We start from the raw sequence: 17,771 nt of genomic DNA on the forward strand, positions 1-17,771 counted from the left end.
TTTGTGGCTTAAATGGGCCTTAATCGACTAAACTTATTGTTAGCCTAACACTATCTAACCTGAAGCGAAGTTCTTTATTGGTAATTCAATTCACAGTAAATAAGCCTTATTTTTCCTGCTGACCAGGCTAAGGACTAGTTGCTTTCCGAGCCAGAATATAACGGCTGCTGCGAGATCTATTGCTGCACGGAGCACGACCGGGCAGCGATCATAACGGGTAACAATTCTTCACCAGTCTTTCAGTCTGCCAAACATGATTTTGATTCGATTACACTACTTGTATCGGCGTTTGTCATACCTGATAGGCTTCTTACGGTTTTTGCGACCCGGGATGCACGGCTTTATCGCTTTGTCTTTTAACCGTTTTCTGAACCAGCCAGCATCATAGCCTCTATCGGCAAGAAGCCAGTCGACCTTCGCTAACGCCTCGATTAAAGTTGCAACTCCGGTGTAGTCGCTGATTTGTCCCGCCGTGACGTGTAACCTGATGGGGCGCCCTTGCGCTCAGTGACGGCATGCAACCTGGTATGCATGTCACCTTTTGTCCGGCCGATCAGTCGTCGATCGCCCCCTTTTTTTACAGTGGGCTTGAAGGCGTGCAGTAAGCTTTCAAATGGTCGCATCCATCATGACCGTCTTTCCAATCGACGATTTGGAAGACAGCCCTTATAATATCTGAGCAAATATCCCCTTGTGACACCAACGGTCCCAAAGATCATAGAGCGTTTTATAAGGCCCGTATTCCCGAGAGGTATCACACCACTGTAACCTATTGCGAAGAATGAAGATACTTCCACTCAAACACGTCTGTCATCAACGCGTGGATGTCCATGGCTCATGGGCAAAAGGGACGAAGGCGCGACAACGGTCCTTCGCTCAGCCAGTAAATATTGCGCATCGTTCAGTCTCCTCAAGCGAAACTGAATAAGTTCTTCATCCTCAAACCAATGGGTCCTGAGTCTGGGTATCATACAATACAAAGCCATCATCTTTCAGCTTGCCGTGCATGATCATCGATGGTCATTTTCATAACCCCAAGTACTTCATGACCGGAGGTGCCGTTTGACCTGTGGCGGACAGGATATGGCGGATTGAATAACGTATCGGTGTTGAACGAGTTTATTGTCCGCCAACCAATTTACATCCCGGTTTCGCGGTTGTCGCCCATATCGGGCTTTTTGCCGGTTACTGATGCAAAGAGCATCTTCGCCGTCGCCATGATTGCACCGGGGCCGTCCCAAAATTCGGCATGGCTCGGAGATACGACAATCAGACGGATTTTTGGATCGTTCTCAGATTCCCAGAACGCCTTAGCGAAAGGCGTCCAAACATCTTTGATTTTCGCGCGATCATTGGACACCTGAGCATTGCCTTCAATAAACAGATAATCATTGGCAGACTCATTCGAAAAAGTGAGCTGCACAGTTGATTGTCCTTGAATGTCGGTGACCTTATCGCTTCGCGCGTCAGTGAGGAAGTAAATTGCACCCTCTTCTTTGCGAACGATCGGAGACATTGGAACCTGTTTTCCATTCCAGCCATAAAAGCAGACGCGGTTGTCTTCAGCTATCTTCCAGGCTCTCTGTGGATCTGAATGGGACATTGGTTTTACCTCTTCTGTGCGTATGGGGGTTCAGATTTATCGAAAGTCGTTTAGCTATCGGCGACAACGACCCAGCATCATGCCAGTAAGCAACCCGATGATGCCAACTGTTGCCAATGTTGCGGTTGCTGCACCAGGATTTTCGCGAGCTGCGTTCAGTACTCTTTCGCCATGGTAGCGAGCGTTCGATGCAACGTCTTCAAATGCGGACGATGCGGACGATAAGGCGTTATCAGCCTTGTCAGAAGCGCTTCCAAGGCGCTCGGCAAGCTGTGAAGAGAGATTGCTCAGTTGGCTACGAAGTTCGCTGATCTGGTCCGCAACTGAATTTTCTGGTTCGTTTGCCATTGAGGTAATTCCTTCTTTAATAAATTGGTCGACAGCATAGGCTGTGTTGCCATCTGAAAACGTATTGCACCGCCTTTTGTTTCACTGAAATCAAAAAAGAAAATCTTATCTGGATGTATATCTCAGCAGGGCGAGCACTCAGTTTGGGCCCTGGAAGCCGCCGGTTCAAACTCTGGGACCCTAACCATATTCATCAGATCATTCGCCACAAGGTTGATTAAGTCTGCCACTTCAGATGAAACCAAAATGAGTCATTTCCCTAATGATTCGGGGATATTTTTGGCTCTTAATTTGGATAAGAGGATATTGGTGCGCGTCGCGCTCGATGCAAATTTACATGTGTTGAGAGGATATTCTCGCCCTGTGCTAAGTCAGGATGACGGCAAGAATTCGCATTTAAAGTAGTTTATCGCGATAGTTGAAAAGGAAGTGTCCAGCGCGAGGGAACAAGACTATGTCGGCATTCTCAATGCAATTATTGGTTCATACCTACCATCGACGTCGTCTTGGTGCAAAATACAGCAACAAAAACGTTGCGATGATGGGTATTGATACGCCGACGAAGTACTGCCCCATGTGGGTTGAAAAGAAATGTAATAGTTGCGCCATGCCACCCCGCCTTAAAATTCACCCCAACGAATAGTCCCCTATCGTTGGGACTATGACAAAAGCAACAAGTTTATTCATCGCAAAGCCACATGGCAATTATGGCCATGGAAACTGAAAAAAGCCCTAATTCAGGGGTGAGTGAGCCGCGGTCATGCGGGTTTTCCATTTTCGACGTTAAGGTTGACCCGTCGTTTCAATAAATCACTTTGGTAGCCACCAAAGAAGAGTGCATGCCAAAGCTGTTGCCAGTACAGCCCCTGCAATGAGCAATACTTGATCTGAAAACGCGAAATTGAGAACTGTCATCTGTGATTTCGCTCCGACCAGATCATAAAGCCAATCAGGGTAAGCAATGCGACCGTCATTAATCCAATGAACCAACCCATAACATTTCCTCCGCCCAATAAACGCGCTTAGCGGGAAAAAGGTTCAATGTGCTATTTAAAATAGAAAGCCCCGGCAGACGGTAGGTCAAATCCGGGGCTCTACACCAAGGCAACTATGACGGGCGACCTTAAATACATCTTCTATATTACAAAAGATGCTAAAAAAGAAAAGCCCCAGCGAGAGGGATCAAGCTAGGGCTGCACCAAAGCATTTGTTTTGGACGACTTTGAATGCGTCAAATCTATTACCGAACGGTCCAATAAATGGAAAGCCCCGGATGAATGGATGTTACATCGAAGGCTGCGTGAAGCCATTTTCACAACATTCCAATGCAACCTAAAAACTAGTTTGGCGCGCGAAGAAGATAAGCGTTGTCAAAGCCCCCACCATGACAATGCCGCGCGTGGAGAAGGACATTCGCATGTCTGGCGCCTGTGCAATCCAGCCGTGTGTCCGGAAAAGAAAATCCCGGACGACTGGTGGTCCATATGTGCCGGGGCAGCGCTGGTTAGATTGTCACACCGCACCCGCGCCAGAAAATTGAAACGCACATAGACACCAAAAAAAACCCCGGTGCATGCGGGCGCTACCGGGGCCGCGCACCGATTTAGCTTGGGGGCTGGGAACGGTGCGCGAATAAAAGCGTAGCTGGTTCGTCAGAACCTGTGAACCCGTACGGTTATAACGATATTTTACTTCGGGAAACAAATGACACGACGCATCAACGCGGCGGGCTTTCAACTATTCAGAAATGAGAAGGGATTAAGCTGACTGCTTATAAAGGATTGGCAGGTATTTGAACGATTGGTTCTGGCCTTAAATCCGCAGTAGGATCGCCAACGGTAGCACCGGGAATGACGATCACAAGGGCATACCGTGACCGGGTTTGATCTCGCGTTGTTGCGGCCGCCAGAGATGATGTGCGACGAATTTGAGCAACAATGCTTCGGGCGCGGGGAAGGGGAGGGGGCTGCCGGTTACAGCCATTCGCCAGGCTTTGAGATAAGCCAGATCTGAAGTCAGCGCACGCAGGGTGTTTTCGCCCATGCCCTCATTGATGAGATGCCGGAGCGTTTCGACATCCGCATCGCTCAGAACCTCCGCCAGCATGTCGCGGCGGTTCATTGGCAGTACAGCTACAAACGTTTCCAGTTTCTGGGTACGTCATTCAATCGTCTTTTCCTCCGCCATCGCTATAATGTTGAAGAATCATGGTGCAGTTTAATGTCGGTCTGCCCGAAATCCTGTCCTTTAAAAAGCAGCGGTGCTTTAGCAATACGGGCCACAACCACCGACAATCCCAACAGGCAGCGGAGCAAGGATTGTTTTACCGTTCGGTGCCATCCAGCATTCACGCCGGTAGTGAATAACCTCAGCGCGCAAAACCACATCTCGCACGTAACAACTTTTGTAGCCTTTGAAGCGTGAGCCGTCTGGAACACTGGCACGAAGAACAATGTCGCGGTCAACACGTTCCACATCCAGTTTTGGTCCACGAGGTTTTTTCTTGCCACCACGGCTGTCGAGAACCTTCGCATCCGTTGCCTTGTCTATCCCTGACGGTTTGAATGGTGGTCGTGGCGGTAGGTTTTTCAGTCGCGCAATCTCATCGCGAAGGAGTTGGTTCTCAACTTTAAGCTGGGTATTTTACAGACGGAGCTCGGCATTCTCCTTACGGAGTGCTGCATTCTCAGCGTCCAGCTTCTCAAGTTGAACTTCTGCACGTTCTGCCTTCTCAACCAGACCCTTGACCAGACTGCGCAACGCGTTCAGTGAAAGCGTGTCAGCATGCTTGGGCGAGGGAAGCGTTCTCTTCGGCATCTCAACAGAGAATCATGATTTGCGAAAATCAGGAAACCTCGGGCTCAAAATGATCGACGAACTTCGGCGTTATGCACAAGTCTTGAGTAAAAAGCATTTCTGACTTTGACTCCAACTCTAAATCAGAAACATCCCACCGGATTTGCCCCGCATACGCTGATAAGCACGCCACGCTCAGCAAGAAGATCTTCTACATCGGCGGTGCTTAACGCAAATCGGTGATAGGCCCAGACAGCGTAAGCAATAATTTCGCGCAGAAAACGAAACCCCTTCAACCGGGGAAAGGAGCTGGGTGATTTCATGCGATATCAATCCCGGAAACGCCAAGCTCAAACAACTTGGCTATACCATTTGACGATGCGCTTATTATACTTCTTTCTGCATTTTTTGTTATCGTCTTAAATGGCTGAGTATCAGTATATCCGAAGGAGGTATCAATGCGAATTTTTTTGATTACGGGTCTGTTGACCATTATGGGAACCAGTGTAGGCCTTGCCGCTTCTTGTGAACAAAGTTTTAGATCAGAAGGCGTTCCCCTTTTAACCCCGACAGTTTACTGCGCGACACAAAGTTTTGAAGGTGTGAAATCTTCAGATGCATTGCAGCGTATGGCACAAGCTATCGCAGCGGATGGGTTTTCTGGCATCACGATTAACAAGCAACTCGCCTCTATTGACGCCTTTCAGGATGGGGCCGGATCAGGCCGTATGCAAACCTTGCGCGTATCTGCGCCATGTTTCTCCAACGTGAAATACCGAGCGATGAAGTCATGATCGGAAAACCGTTCTCATATGCATAAAGAGCGGTCCGATCAAAGCGCATAGTACAGCGGACACCGCGTTCCGGCTCCCATTCCATCCCCTTTGCACGGGCGAACCAATTGTCTTTGTCATAATCGGCATCAATGAATGAAACGCCGTTTTTTCCGCAAAACGGATGTTCTCGTCCTTGCGCAGTAGGTATTCTCGCTCTGGATGGATGTTGGGATTGTAAAAGAAAATCGCATAATTGATGCCAGACGCGAGCATCGCTTCCATAACTTCGCTGGAGCAGGGCGCGCAACATGAGTGCAGGAGCACTTTCTTTTCTCCGCCAGGCGGGATTAATTCGGTCCTTTGAATTTTCATTATCGTGACATACCTCCGAGCCGACCGCAAAGATGCGAACGGATGAACGAACAAAGGCTCCGTACGAAATAATGTACGAAGCGACGGTATCACTCTTACGGAGAAGCCGCTCCTGACACGCCGCCCGCGGCCAGAACAGGTGAACGATCCAGGCAGGTTTCCTGACTTGCGGTTCTTTGCTTTACCCGGCCTTCCCGGCGTATATCGCCAGTGGCATATCGGGTGAGCTCGCCGCCTACAGTTGCGGGGGCAGTTCCGGATTTGAGTTTGACCCGACCGGATTCCCTTTTACCCGGAGTTTCCTCCGGCACCTGAATCGCGATGAGGAACATCACAAGTGCCAGCCTCTGTCAAACTCAAACGATATGCCATGCCATTTCACGATGAATAGATTGGGATGCGTTTTGCAATTTAGTCCTTGATCTTTGATCCGGGTCATCAAGAGGATATGTGTGCTGCCTCACAGAGTTCCTCGGCTGAGAAGAATGTCGGCAAGGGACTTGATGTAGGTGGAGCAATTTCACATCAGGTACCCGCACTCTAAAATGTATCGCTTAAAGATATAAACATTTCTTTATATGCTCTTGACATGGCGTGCATGATGCAAGAATATGGGTTTGCCTAGGTTCTCCGGTTGTCGTTGTGACATACCGGGGCTAAGAGGGAAGCCGGTGCCCCGTTATTCGGGAAAGCCGGCGCTGCCCCCGCAACTGTAAGCGGCGAGCTGTTGTCTACAATGTCACTGGGGTTCAACCTGGGAAGACAGACACTAGCGATGAACCGTGAGCCAGGAGACCTGCCTTGGCAAAATAACGTCCACGGGCGGGGTGTCCCGGTGTGCCGTAGCAAAGACCGCTTAGCGGTCTGTATTGCTATGCGTTCGCTTACCCATGCCCCCAACTTATTGGGGTGAGCTATGTCTCAAGCCGTAATTCCAGTCGCCGCCAAGGGCGAGCCATTTTCCGACTGCCAGCAGAGCACGCGGCATCGCGACTTCACGTTTTGTCTTAAAAGCCAGCGTTTTGATGAACGCTATCATCCTTCAGACAATACGCGCATCACGACAAACTTTGCTAATTTGGCAAGGGGAAAAAACCGTCAGCAAAATCTCCGTAATGCCTTGAGAATGATTGACAATCGTTTCAACGCATTGGCGCATTGGGACAATCCGGAAGGCAATCGCTATTCCGTGGAACTTGAGATTATCTCGGTTGAATTGAACGTCAACGCAGAAGGCAATAAAGATGCTTTCCCTCTAATTGAAATCTTAAAAACCAATATCGTTGATCAAAAGACTGGTGAACGTATTGACGGTATCGTCGGGAATAATTTCTCTTCATACGTTCGGGATTACGATTTCAGCGTGGTTCTGCCGGCTTATAATAAGGATCGCCCCACATTCAGCATTCCGGGTGACTTCGGTGATCTGCATGGAAAACTGTTCAAATGCTTCATTAACTCTAATGTTTACAAAGAGAGTTTTCATAAACCACCAGTCATATGCTTGAGTGCATCCAGCAGTAAAACATATCATCGGACGGGAAATTCTCATCCGATTTTGGGTGTAGAATATCAGCAAAACGAATTGTCTTTGACGGATCAATATTTTCAGAAAATGGGGTTGCAGGTCTGCTTCTTCATGCCGCCGAATAGCGTTGCGCCTTTTGCTTTCTATTTTGTCGGCGATCTCCTCAATGATTATACTAATCTCGAGCTTATCAGCACAATCAGCACGATGGAATCTTTTCAGAAGATCTACCGGCCAGAGATTTACAACGCGAATTCAATAGCTGGATCCAGGTTTCAGCCCAGTCTGAAGCATGAGGACTATTCGCTGACGCGCATCGACTACGATCGTGACGAGCGTAGTCGGCTTGCTGTCGAACAGGGAAAGTTTGCTGAGAAGCACTTCATGACGCCGTATAAGACCGTCCTTGAGCAATGGTCTGCCAATTACACCCTTTGATGAGCCAAAAAATAAGGTTGCCTATTATGAAAAGACTATTGCCCACCTCAACTGCTGGCAGTTTGCCAAAACCTTCCTGGCTTGCAGAGCCTGAAAAACTTTGGTCACCCTGGAAGTTGCAAGGAGAGGAATTAATCGCAGGTAAGCAGGATGCTCTGCGCTTGTCCTTAGACGATCAGCGACAGGCAGGTATCGATATTGTTAGTGACGGGGAACAAACACGCCAGCATTTTGTCACGACGTTTATCGAGCATCTCGACGGCGTTGACTTTGAAAAGCGCGAAACGGTGAGAATCCGCAACCGATACGATGCGAGTGTGCCAACAGTCGTTGGTGCTGTATCGCGCCCGAAGCCAGTTTTTGTCGATGACGCCAAATTCTTGCGTCAGCAGACCCAGCAGCCAATCAAATGGGCCTTGCCTGGTCCCATGACCATGATCGACACGCTTTATGATGCTCACTACAAGAGCCGTGAGAAACTCGCGTGGGAATTTGCAAAGATACTCAATGAGGAAGCCAAGGAACTTGAGGCTGCTGGCGTCGACATTATTCAGTTCGATGAACCGGCATTCAACGTCTTCTTTGACGACGTGAATGGTTGGGGAGTTGCGACTCTCGAAAGAGCAATCGAAGGCCTTAAGTGCGAAACAGCTGTCCATATTTGCTATGGCTACGGAATTAAGGCCAACACCGATTGGAAAAAGACCCTTGGTTCCGAATGGCGTCAGTATGAGGAATCCTTCCCTAAGCTGCAAGAATCCAATATCGATCTCATATCGCTTGAGTGCCAGAACTCTCATGTTCCGATAGACCTAATTGAACTCTTAAGAGGCAAAAAGGTGATGGTGGGGGCTATCGATGTCGCAACTCAAAACGTTGAAACCCCTGAGGAAGTTGCTAACACTTTGCGAAAAGCGCTTCAGTTCGTGAATGCCGATAAGCTCTATCCATGCACAAATTGCGGTATGGCGCCGCTACCTCGTCATGTTGCACAAGGCAAATTAAGAGCTTTGAGTGCTGGCGCAGAAATTATCAGAAAAGAGCTTTCGGCCTAGTCCTGGCTGAGTTGCAAGAGGCCGACATGAATTTTATCAACCATCGCTCCGACAATGTAGACAAAGCTGCGTTTCGTAATGGCATGTCGCGCCTCGGCTCTGCCGTCAGTGTTGTGACAACGATACACGAAGGCAGACGTTATGGCTTTACAGCTTCGGCGGTCTGCAGCGTCAGCGACACGCCCGCGACCCTTCTCGTCTGCCTTAATCGTGCAAGCTCGTGCTTTAAAGTTTTTGAAAGCGCTCGCCATTTCTGCATCAATACCCTTATGCCAGGGCAAGAAAGTATTTCGGACCATTTTGGTTGTTGATTGCCGCTGAGAAGTGACCCACCGGGGTCACTTCTCAGCGGCAATCAACAATTGGGTTAGCGAACCTTTCTAACGCCTGTTTGTGAAATTCAGCCCGAATTGGACCTGGTTATGTTTGATGCTGACCAGGTCCAGCAATGGTATCCTACCGAAACCTTTGCCTAATTCCGTAATTGTGTGGGTTAATCCGAAAGGGAAACTGGCTCAAAGTAAGACAAAACTCGACAGCAATGTGCAAAAATCAGGGAAGAGCGATGACTTCAGGGGTGAACGGCTTCCCGGCTCACGATCTCGCCACGCTCAACATAGCCGATCTTCCACATTGGCTATGCTGAGCACAAACCGGTGAGATGCCCATACGGAATAAGCGATAACCTCACGCGAAAAGCAAAACCCTGAAAAGTGAGGAAAGGCACTCGGTAATTTCATGCCTAGTCAACCCCCAACACCAACCTCAAACAGCCTTGCGATAACTTAAATTCCTATGTTTCACCGCCGTATTCCTTTATTATTTTGGCTACTCTGATCACGTGCTTTTTAAACCAAACTGTTCGACCTTTTTCCCGAGCAACCATATGCTCTTTATTTAATTTAAATGTTTTCATCGATTCAAGGTCTTTCCAGTAGGCAATAAAAAGAGAAAAACCCTCGTTGTCTGCCAGTCCTTCTGCCCCTACAAATCCAGGGTTTTGACTCGCAATTTCCAGCATTCGTTTTTCTACGATACGGAAAGCCCTACTATCTTTGTCAGACATTTGAATTGAGAAGATTACAGCATAATATGGGGGTTTGGGAGTGGTTAAAAATTTATCAGCATGAGAAACACTGGCACCAGAAAAGATCAGAAGACTAGCTAATAGATATTTTTTAAACATTTTACGATCCTTTGTAATTTTTTAATCATTGGAATTGAAAATTAATCCAAGTTATATCTTGTATCTAATAGCTTGTTGTAGTAACTTTAAATAACAATTTATTATAAATATATTTATATTATCTTATATCAATACTTTTACATTTTTATATATTTTTGAATATTTTACGAGCAAATATATTTTTTCATTTATTGGTCATTAAAAATATATATAGATATTTTATATATGTGTTAATAACATGGATATTTCTTTAATAATGGCATATCCGATGAAAAAGGCCGGAAATGTTAAGTAAGTAAAAAAATGCTAAGTATGACAGTTGAAAATTATTCGTATTTACAAACAATTTGTATATTTTTTTGTAAAGCATACTTTTTCATGACAATATTATCCATTTGCTAAAGACGTATTATAGAAATATGTTAAAATTTTACGTTGAAGAGCGAGGGGGAAGGCGCTCCTCTTATAAGGGAAGTCAAGTAATGACCTGACTTCCCCGTGTTGTTTTGCGGCCCGCTTATCGACCAAAGTCAGTATAACTGGACGGCGATGCATCACCAAAACGATGCGCGGAGCCGTCACGATATGTAAGTATCATAGACGGTTTCTTCCGAACCTTTGCATGAGATGCGTCATGTTTAAAGGACTTTAGTAGAAAATTTGGACCGTTCATGCGATCCGATCAAGAGGCATAACAGAATTCAAAACATGCCGCTGCCTCGCAGAAATCGGTGAACTGCATAGCGACCAGGTGAGGCGCCTCAGGGAATTGGAAATCGTGAACACTAGCCTTTGCTTGACAATTTCCTATCTGGCTGTGAAAAAGATGCTCTTGGTAGGGGGCGCTTGGAGATATTCTATGTTCCGTTCGCCACTGTGCTTGTGTTGATCACGTCATTGCGCAACCGGGCGTGTCCGAATGGCGTCATGCGAGGTTTGCGCCGATCATCGTGTCCTTCATCTGCCGTCGTCAGCGTTGTATAGTCAACGCCACACCATCTTGGTTCACACCAGTAATAAACACATTTCCTATCCAGGGCGTCGGCTTATCAGGTTACGTTCTAACAATAATCCGCGATCACCCATGAGTGCGGAAAATTTGTTAATCAAGTAATTAAATAAACACTATCTATATCAATGCTATATGGTATAATTGCTACTTCATACATGATTATGAAATAGCGTATCTTATAAAAGTATTACCAAAAGTATCGTTTAATTAGCCATTTTATATCTAAAATGTGGGGGATATGGCGCTAATGAGATGCATACCTATCATATTGTTTTTGCTGCTATACAACCAAAATATAACGAATGCGCAGAACTTCAATGTTAATTACAATGATTACTTCATGAAAGTAAGTTTGGACGTTGATGATTTTGACGATGACGATGACGATGACGATGACGATGATGACGAGCTTCCGAAGCCTATTCCCGTTAATAGGTCGCTTATAATTGATAACAGAACTGAGTATGCAACATGCAGTGCAAGCCGGGATCGGCCTCGTTGTGATGCCGATAATATAATTGTTGGAAAGTCCAATACGGGTATTTTCAATGTCATCAACAATAAAAATGCATATGCGTCCGGATATATAATTTTAGGTGAGAATGCTGGATCAAATGGGATTGTTAATGTTGAAGATACAGGGTCTTTTATAGAGTTTTCAGATTTATTTATTATTGGAAAAGAAGGAAACGGTACCCTTAACATATCAAAAGGTGGAAGCGCGTCCGATTATTCAAGTGAATCTATCGATGGTAGACATCGTATTATAATTGGTGATCGCTCAACAGGTGAGGGTGCCGTCTATATATCTGGAATAAAATCTAACTTAACAAATTATATCGGTGATACTGTCGTCGGATTAAACGGACGTGCAGCAATAAATGTAAGTAACTCCGGGTCTTTAATTGCTGGAAATTCACTCTCTATTGCTGAAGGTTCTGGAAGTATTGGTGCAGTCCGATTAACAGATCCCGGAACAACACTTGTAGCCGGTAATATACACATTGGCCAAAAAGGGACGGCATCCCTGACGCTTTCAGACGGTGCTATGGTCAAGGTTAGCGATAGTAACGGAATTATTAATTTAGGCGCTCAAACCATTTCCACAGCCGGCTTGAGCTCACAACTTAATTTTGGTTCTGCACACGGACAAAGTCCTGCAAATCCTGGTTTCTTATCTGCCAAAGAAATCAGACTGGGTTATGGTGATAACTCTATAAATTTTAATCATATAGGTCAGTTTAAGCTTAAAGCGAAGCTCTCGGATGCTGGCGCTGGCAGTTACACAATCAACCATTATGCGGGCAATACCACGTTTACCGCTGACAATTCCCAATTTAACGGTACGACTAACATCTATGACGGCAAGCTTTATCTTGGCAACGAAGACGGAGACACTGACAATCTCAACATTTTAGGTGGCAAGGTTAATGTTCTGTCAGGTGGAACATTGGGAGGCTATGGCGCCTTTTCAGGTATCGTCGATGTCGACGGTACGTTAAGTATAGGTGACAATGGCGGTAGTCTTGTATTTCTGGACCAGCTTAATCTCAAGGCGACCTCCAAGGCCATTTTTGATTTTAATAACATGGGATCGCTCAATCCCGATGATAATGCACAAGACACGGCGGTTTTTGTAGATCAGCTTAACATCGATGGTGCCAGTCTTGAGACAAGAGTTGCCGGTGCTGGCATTTATATTCTGTTTCTTTACAACTCGCCTTCCTACGGCACGCAGTTCTCCGATGAGACCGTCGTCTCTACAAAGCCGGATTTTGACATAGGCTCTGCATCAGTTGGTTACGACATACCACAGTCGATTTACCTGAAGGTTCTTGGTGCGGGCCAAACTATGCAGTTCTGGGATGGGACGAAAATGTCAGGTTCGGGCAATGCAGCGGGCGGCGATGGCATATGGAATGCAGTCAATACCAATTGGGTGGATGATTTTGTTATTACAGCGCATGATGTCTGGGGTGAGTCCGTTGGTGTTTTTGCAGGACAGAAAGGAACTGTCAGCGTAGAGGGAACGCAAACGTTTGATACATTAAACTTTATCACCGATGGATATCAGATTGTTGACGGTGAACTTGCGCTTAAAGGTGCAAGCGGCAGTACACTGAATATAGCAACGAGCGTCGCCACAACCATTAGCTCCAGGATTGTCGATGGCGCTTCTGATACACTGAATATTATCGGCAGCGGTAAAGTCATCCTGACCAATGACAATACCTATACAGGTGAGACGCAATTGCTTGGTGGTGTACTTTCTGTATCAAGGGATTCCAACCTGGGCGCTCCTTCCGCCACATTACGTTTTGACGGCGGCACGTTACTGGCTACGACTGATATGGATTTGAACCGACCTGTCATTTTCGATGATGGTAATGGTGCCATTGCAGTAGAAGAAAACGATACGCTGACAACCCTTACATCCTTTACAGGCACGGGCGGTTTCGTCAAGCGCGGGCTTGGCACGTTGAAAATCGCAGCTGAAGGTAATTATTCCGGTGAGACCATCATACGTAGTGGCACATTGACAGTTACGGGTGAAAATCTCCTCAGCCAGGCTTCCGCTTTTACGATTGAAGACGGTGGTACGCTCGCCCTACAAAATTACGACCAGACCTTGTCTTCACTCACCAATGGCGGGCTGACTGACATGGGTGTGACGCCGGGAACCACTTTAACCATTAACGGCAATTATATTGGTAATAATGGTATCATCCGGATGCGCACTGTCTTGAGCGACGACAATTCCATAACCGACAGACTGGTCATCAATGGCAATAGTGAAGGTTTCACCACTCTGGCAGTTGAAAATGCTGGCGGCACTGGAACCTATACTGTGGAGGGGATCAAGCTTGTTGATGTCAAGCAGAACTCTAATGGCGTTTTCAGGTTACAGGGCAATTATGAACATGAAGGCGAACAGGCTGTTGTGATTGGTGCTTATGCCTATAAGCTTCACAAAAATGGCATCAGCGACGCTTCTGATGGTGATTGGTATTTGCGTTCTCTGCGTGATGATCCTAATCCTCAGCCTCTCTATCAAGCAGGTGCTCCTGTTTATGAAGCCTATGGGCAATCACTTCTGGCTTTAAACAGCTTCTCCACTCTACAAGAGCGTAACGGCAATCGTGTATGGGCAGGGAATGGCAATCGAACCATCATACAAGGTGCAGACAGTGTTGATAGTGCCTATGCCGCCATTGAGGAAGCTGGCAATCATACAGAGGGCAATGGTATCTGGGGACGCATTGAAGGCGCGCACAATCATATCAAACCACATGTCTCCGGAAGTGAAGTCAATTTCAATCAGAACATCTATAAAGTTCAGATTGGTATTGACGGCATGTTGCAACAAAACAATACAGGAAAGCTCATTGGCGGCTTAACCTTCCAATATGCATCCGCTGAAACCAGAGTTTATTCAGCCTCTGGCGATGGAACGATCAACACGGACGGTTATCGTGTTGGAACATCGCTTACATGGTATCATGATGAGGGTTATTATGCCGATGCACAGGCACAGTTCAGTTGGTATCGCAGTAACCTGAAGTCGGATATGATTGTCGCAGATCTTGCCCGGGACAATCATGGTACTGGTTATGCCTTCTCTATAGAAGGTGGAAAGCGCATTGCGCTGGATGATCCGTCATGGTCTTTTACCCCACAAGCACAACTGATATATTCGGCCATTCGTTTTGATGATTTCACTGATAGCTTTGGCTCCAGAGCTAAACTGGAACGCGGCGATAGTCTTCATTCCCGTTTGGGACTTGCATTAGCTCATGAGAATGCATGGCAAAACAGCCAGGGCATGACAAACCGCACCCATATTTATGGGCTGACGAATCTTTATTATGAATTCCTCGATGGAACGAAAGTCGATCTGGAACAAACAAGCTTAGCCAATGCAAAAGATCGATTCTGGGCTGGCGTGGGTTTGGGAGGAACATACAACTGGAATGATGATAAGTTTTCGATCTATGGTGAAGGCGTTTACAACACAAGCTTCAACAGCTTTGCAGATAGCTATATGATTAAAGGGCAAGTTGGATTTAAGGTAAAATGGTGACATGACCAACCTACTTTTTTGGAAAGGCTGTTGAGTTTCAGCCGACTTTGACTCACTTTTTCATATAGCAGTATACCATATAACTACGATTATGATGTTGACGAAAAATATCTTGTCTTGGGGCTAGTTGATCCCTTCAAAATGAAAATGTTGCTCAAAATCGTGGGGTAAATCAACATGTGAAAGAAAAAACCGGCAGACGGTACTTCAATTCCGAGACCTTACACCGAAGATATTATGATGGGCGGCCTTGAGTGCGTCTTATGTATTACAGAACGTGCTAGAAAATAAAATCCCAGCGAGAGGTATCAAGCTAGGGTTACACCAAAGCATTTGTTCGTATGACTTTGAATGCATCAGATCTATTACCGAACGGACCAAAAATGGAGAGCCCCGGATGGAGCGATGTCACATCCGAGGCTGCGTGAAAACATTCCCACAACGTGCCCGCGCTGCCGAAAAACGAGTGTAGCTCAAGAAAAAGGAACGCCTTGCCATAGCCCCCACCATGACAAGGCTGCGCGTGGACAAGGACTGTCACATGTCTGGCGCCTCTGCAATCTAGCCGAGTGTTCTGAAAAGAAAAGCCCCGGACGACTAGTGGCTGTGGGGGCTTAATCTATCTTCAGCGAACCTCGAGAACTTCACCAGTACGTCGATCAACGACAACGCGCATGTCGTTGTCTCGGCGGTCTATTCCGCGAACGACGAAGCTGTTACGACGGCTGGAGACGCTTTCAACTTCATCCATACCCTCGGCTCGCGCAATGCGCGCTGCTTGACGCTCACTGATATCACCGCGAATGACTCGGCGGTTGCGGTCCATTCGATTGTTACCATCAGGAATGACCTGAATGCCATTCGGGCCGATTTCAATACTCTGAGAGTTTGCTGGAGCGGTTAAAGCAACAACCGACATGAACACTGCTGCAAATGCTGACATTTTATACATGGCAACTATCCGTTCTTTTGTACGCCCACCGTTGGCAACAACGTGACTAGCCCAACGGAGTTCCGGCCGTGTCTCTCAAAATTGCTAACATCCATAATATAGCGTGAAACCAGTGCGTATGAGCCGAACGGCTTACGCATACGGCGCCAGATTACAGACTACCTTTTGCGGTGAAGCTCATGACCAGGAGAGCAATAATGGCAATGAATAAACCTGCGTAAATTACGCCGTCTGCGTCTGGTAAGAATGGATGATGCATGTGTGGCTCTGTGAACTTATTTATATCAAATATGGATTATCACTAATCGTTACGCTCTATCCACGCACTGAATACGATCAGAACAAGCCAAGCCGTTGATATTGTGGTGATGAAAGTGCCCATCATTTGTCCTCTTCGCCAGATAAACTACCGGATGGCGAAAAGGTTCACGGCTTTGCAGAAAAATGATAGCAACGGTGTCCAGGCTTATAGCGAAATTAGCGTTACCCGTCGCGTACCCCGATTAAACTAATCAGACCACTCTCTGCGAGGATCTGCTGCCTCTCTGCAACGCCACATCAATGCACAAAAAATAGTCACGATAAAACTAACAGTAGCGACTGAAGCCCAAAACTCTGCTGGCATGACGTTCTCCCAAATTCCTAATGAACTGTTAACGTCGTGCTATAGATTTTGATCCATAAAAAAAAGCCCCGGTGCATGTGGGCGCTACCGGGGCTGCGCTCTACTGAAAGCGGGGGCTTTAAGAGCGCAGACTAATCATCTCACAAAAATAGGAAATCACAATGAAATTGCACCTTGGCGATACCCTCCTCTTGATAGATGTGCCGATTAAAAGTCAGAAAAATACTCGCTAAAGTGAAGTAAGTTGAATCCAGTCATCGGCAAAGATAATGTTTCCTGTAAAATCCACTAATTTGTGTAATGGGAAAGGCTTGCTACTCTTTTGTAATAATAATTGTATTATCATGTCGGAAATTGCTTTCACATCACTCTGGTTAAAATGAAAGCGCGAACCTTTGGACGTGTTGCCGAGATTAGTCTTGTCACTATAACCGAACATTTTAATGGTTATTGTGCTTGCCGACGCATTTAGACACCGAGAATACTCGAATTCTCCATAGAAGGTTCTCCCAAGAAAACGAATAGCAAACGTATTGTGACCGAGTTCGTCGGTGCCCCGTATGCTGCCGCAAAACTGTGCTTGACCCTGGGGGAGATCGACCCATTCAAATTTGTCTGACACGGAAACCTCAAACGCTATGAAGATAGCCTATTACGAATTGATTGTACGAATGACAACTTAATCCCACCAGTCCAATTCGCAGAACGCGTATTAGTCAGCGTTCGGGCTGTCACGCTTCGCGATGTCTTTGTGTGGAATGATATTTGGCGCGTATCCAGGCTGTGATTAGAGTACGCCATAACAACCGGGTCGCGACAGGGAAAAACGACCTTCAAGCCATACGGCCCCAACACAGTGTCACAAGAAACGAAAATGCAATGGATAGAACCGTGCCTGCTGGCGCGGCGTTTTTGCTTGACATCATCGCACATACGGAAGTCGGAAGCATAGTCCGCGCATCTTATGACGTAATCTACGGCCACAATCAGGGGAAGCTA

Annotated in this window: 9 protein-coding genes, 5 pseudogenes and 2 riboswitches; of the genes and pseudogenes, 5 read left to right on the forward strand and 9 right to left on the reverse strand. The window is 46.6% G+C overall.

Annotated elements, in window-relative coordinates; genetic code table 11:
- Positions 1 to 90: 90 nt before the first annotated feature.
- From J2782_RS16185 to J2782_RS16215, 6 genes and pseudogenes are all read right to left on the reverse strand, one after another.
- Positions 91 to 898 (reverse strand): annotated as a pseudogene (locus tag J2782_RS16185) (IS5 family transposase).
- 240 nt (positions 899 to 1,138) lie between these two features.
- Positions 1,139 to 1,603, reverse strand: coding sequence for a pyridoxamine 5'-phosphate oxidase family protein (locus J2782_RS16190; protein WP_310014463.1), 465 nt, complete (start codon positions 1,601 to 1,603; stop codon positions 1,139 to 1,141).
- 54 nt (positions 1,604 to 1,657) lie between these two features.
- A complete protein-coding gene (locus J2782_RS16195) occupies positions 1,658 to 1,951 on the reverse strand; it encodes a hypothetical protein (protein WP_310014465.1) in 294 nt (97 codons plus the stop codon).
- Between the two features lie 1,863 nt (positions 1,952 to 3,814).
- Positions 3,815 to 4,072, reverse strand: a pseudogene (locus tag J2782_RS16200) (integrase); the annotation flags it as partial.
- A 156-nt stretch (positions 4,073 to 4,228) separates the two neighbouring features.
- Positions 4,229 to 4,768 (reverse strand): annotated as a pseudogene (locus tag J2782_RS22970) (IS66 family transposase); the annotation flags it as partial.
- Positions 4,769 to 4,923: 155 nt separating this feature from the next.
- Positions 4,924 to 5,070, reverse strand: a pseudogene (locus J2782_RS16215) (IS6 family transposase); the annotation flags it as partial.
- A 135-nt stretch (positions 5,071 to 5,205) separates the two neighbouring features.
- Here J2782_RS16215 and J2782_RS16220 point away from each other — a divergent pair.
- A complete protein-coding gene (locus tag J2782_RS16220; protein WP_310014791.1) occupies positions 5,206 to 5,541 on the forward strand; it encodes a hypothetical protein in 336 nt (111 codons plus the stop codon).
- Here the strand turns inward: J2782_RS16220 and J2782_RS16225 are convergent.
- Positions 5,438 to 5,895, reverse strand: a pseudogene (locus J2782_RS16225) (epoxyqueuosine reductase QueH). The gene J2782_RS16220 and the pseudogene J2782_RS16225 overlap by 104 nt on opposite strands.
- 134 nt (positions 5,896 to 6,029) lie before the next feature.
- A riboswitch (cobalamin riboswitch) is annotated at positions 6,030 to 6,225 on the reverse strand.
- A gap of 276 nt (positions 6,226 to 6,501) precedes the next feature.
- Positions 6,502 to 6,713: riboswitch (cobalamin riboswitch) on the forward strand.
- A gap of 98 nt (positions 6,714 to 6,811) precedes the next feature.
- Here J2782_RS16225 and J2782_RS16230 point away from each other — a divergent pair.
- From J2782_RS16230 to J2782_RS16240, 3 genes are read left to right on the forward strand one after another with little or no spacing between them, the layout of a single operon-like run.
- Entirely contained in the window at positions 6,812 to 7,861 is a 1,050-nt protein-coding gene (locus J2782_RS16230) for a DUF1852 domain-containing protein (protein ID WP_310014470.1), read from the forward strand.
- Between the two features lie 26 nt (positions 7,862 to 7,887).
- On the forward strand, positions 7,888 to 8,916 hold the full coding sequence (locus J2782_RS16235) for a methionine synthase (RefSeq protein WP_310014777.1): 1,029 nt from the start codon (positions 7,888 to 7,890) through the stop codon (positions 8,914 to 8,916).
- 26 nt (positions 8,917 to 8,942) lie between these two features.
- Positions 8,943 to 9,227 carry a flavin reductase gene (locus J2782_RS16240; RefSeq protein ID WP_310014472.1) on the forward strand — a complete coding sequence of 95 codons (285 nt, stop codon included), beginning with the start codon at positions 8,943 to 8,945 and terminating at the stop codon, positions 9,225 to 9,227.
- Between the two features lie 482 nt (positions 9,228 to 9,709).
- Here the strand turns inward: J2782_RS16240 and J2782_RS16250 are convergent, their stop codons facing one another.
- Complete coding sequence (locus J2782_RS16250; RefSeq protein ID WP_310014474.1) at positions 9,710 to 10,102, reverse strand: antibiotic biosynthesis monooxygenase family protein; 393 nt, start codon at positions 10,100 to 10,102, stop codon at positions 9,710 to 9,712.
- Positions 10,103 to 11,454: 1,352 nt separating this feature from the next.
- Here J2782_RS16250 and J2782_RS16255 point away from each other — a divergent pair.
- Positions 11,455 to 15,195, forward strand: a complete 3,741-nt coding sequence (locus J2782_RS16255) for an autotransporter family protein (RefSeq protein WP_310014475.1) — start codon at positions 11,455 to 11,457, stop codon at positions 15,193 to 15,195.
- 625 nt (positions 15,196 to 15,820) lie between these two features.
- Here the strand turns inward: J2782_RS16255 and J2782_RS16260 are convergent.
- Positions 15,821 to 16,147 carry a PepSY domain-containing protein gene (locus J2782_RS16260; RefSeq protein ID WP_310014477.1) on the reverse strand — a complete coding sequence of 109 codons (327 nt, stop codon included), beginning with the start codon at positions 16,145 to 16,147 and terminating at the stop codon, positions 15,821 to 15,823.
- Between the last annotated feature and the right edge of the window lie 1,624 nt (positions 16,148 to 17,771).

Source organism: Brucella pseudogrignonensis (genome assembly GCF_031454375.1).
Taxonomy (GTDB): domain Bacteria; phylum Pseudomonadota; class Alphaproteobacteria; order Rhizobiales; family Rhizobiaceae; genus Brucella; species Brucella pseudogrignonensis_A.

Excerpts from the sequence above, each read along its gene's own strand:
- J2782_RS16190 (WP_310014463.1), bottom strand. The coding sequence starts at position 1,603 with ATGTCCCATTCAGATCCACAGAGAGCCTGGAAGATAGCTGAAGACAAC.
- J2782_RS16195 (WP_310014465.1), bottom strand. The coding sequence starts at position 1,951 with ATGGCAAACGAACCAGAAAATTCAGTTGCGGACCAGATCAGCGAACTT.
- J2782_RS16220 (WP_310014791.1), top strand. The coding sequence starts at position 5,206 with ATGCGAATTTTTTTGATTACGGGTCTGTTGACCATTATGGGAACCAGT.
- J2782_RS16230 (WP_310014470.1), top strand. The coding sequence starts at position 6,812 with ATGTCTCAAGCCGTAATTCCAGTCGCCGCCAAGGGCGAGCCATTTTCC.
- J2782_RS16235 (WP_310014777.1), top strand. The coding sequence starts at position 7,888 with ATGAAAAGACTATTGCCCACCTCAACTGCTGGCAGTTTGCCAAAACCT.
- J2782_RS16240 (WP_310014472.1), top strand. The coding sequence starts at position 8,943 with ATGAATTTTATCAACCATCGCTCCGACAATGTAGACAAAGCTGCGTTT.
- J2782_RS16250 (WP_310014474.1), bottom strand. The coding sequence starts at position 10,102 with ATGTTTAAAAAATATCTATTAGCTAGTCTTCTGATCTTTTCTGGTGCC.
- J2782_RS16255 (WP_310014475.1), top strand. The coding sequence starts at position 11,455 with ATGAAAGTAAGTTTGGACGTTGATGATTTTGACGATGACGATGACGAT.
- J2782_RS16260 (WP_310014477.1), bottom strand. The coding sequence starts at position 16,147 with ATGTATAAAATGTCAGCATTTGCAGCAGTGTTCATGTCGGTTGTTGCT.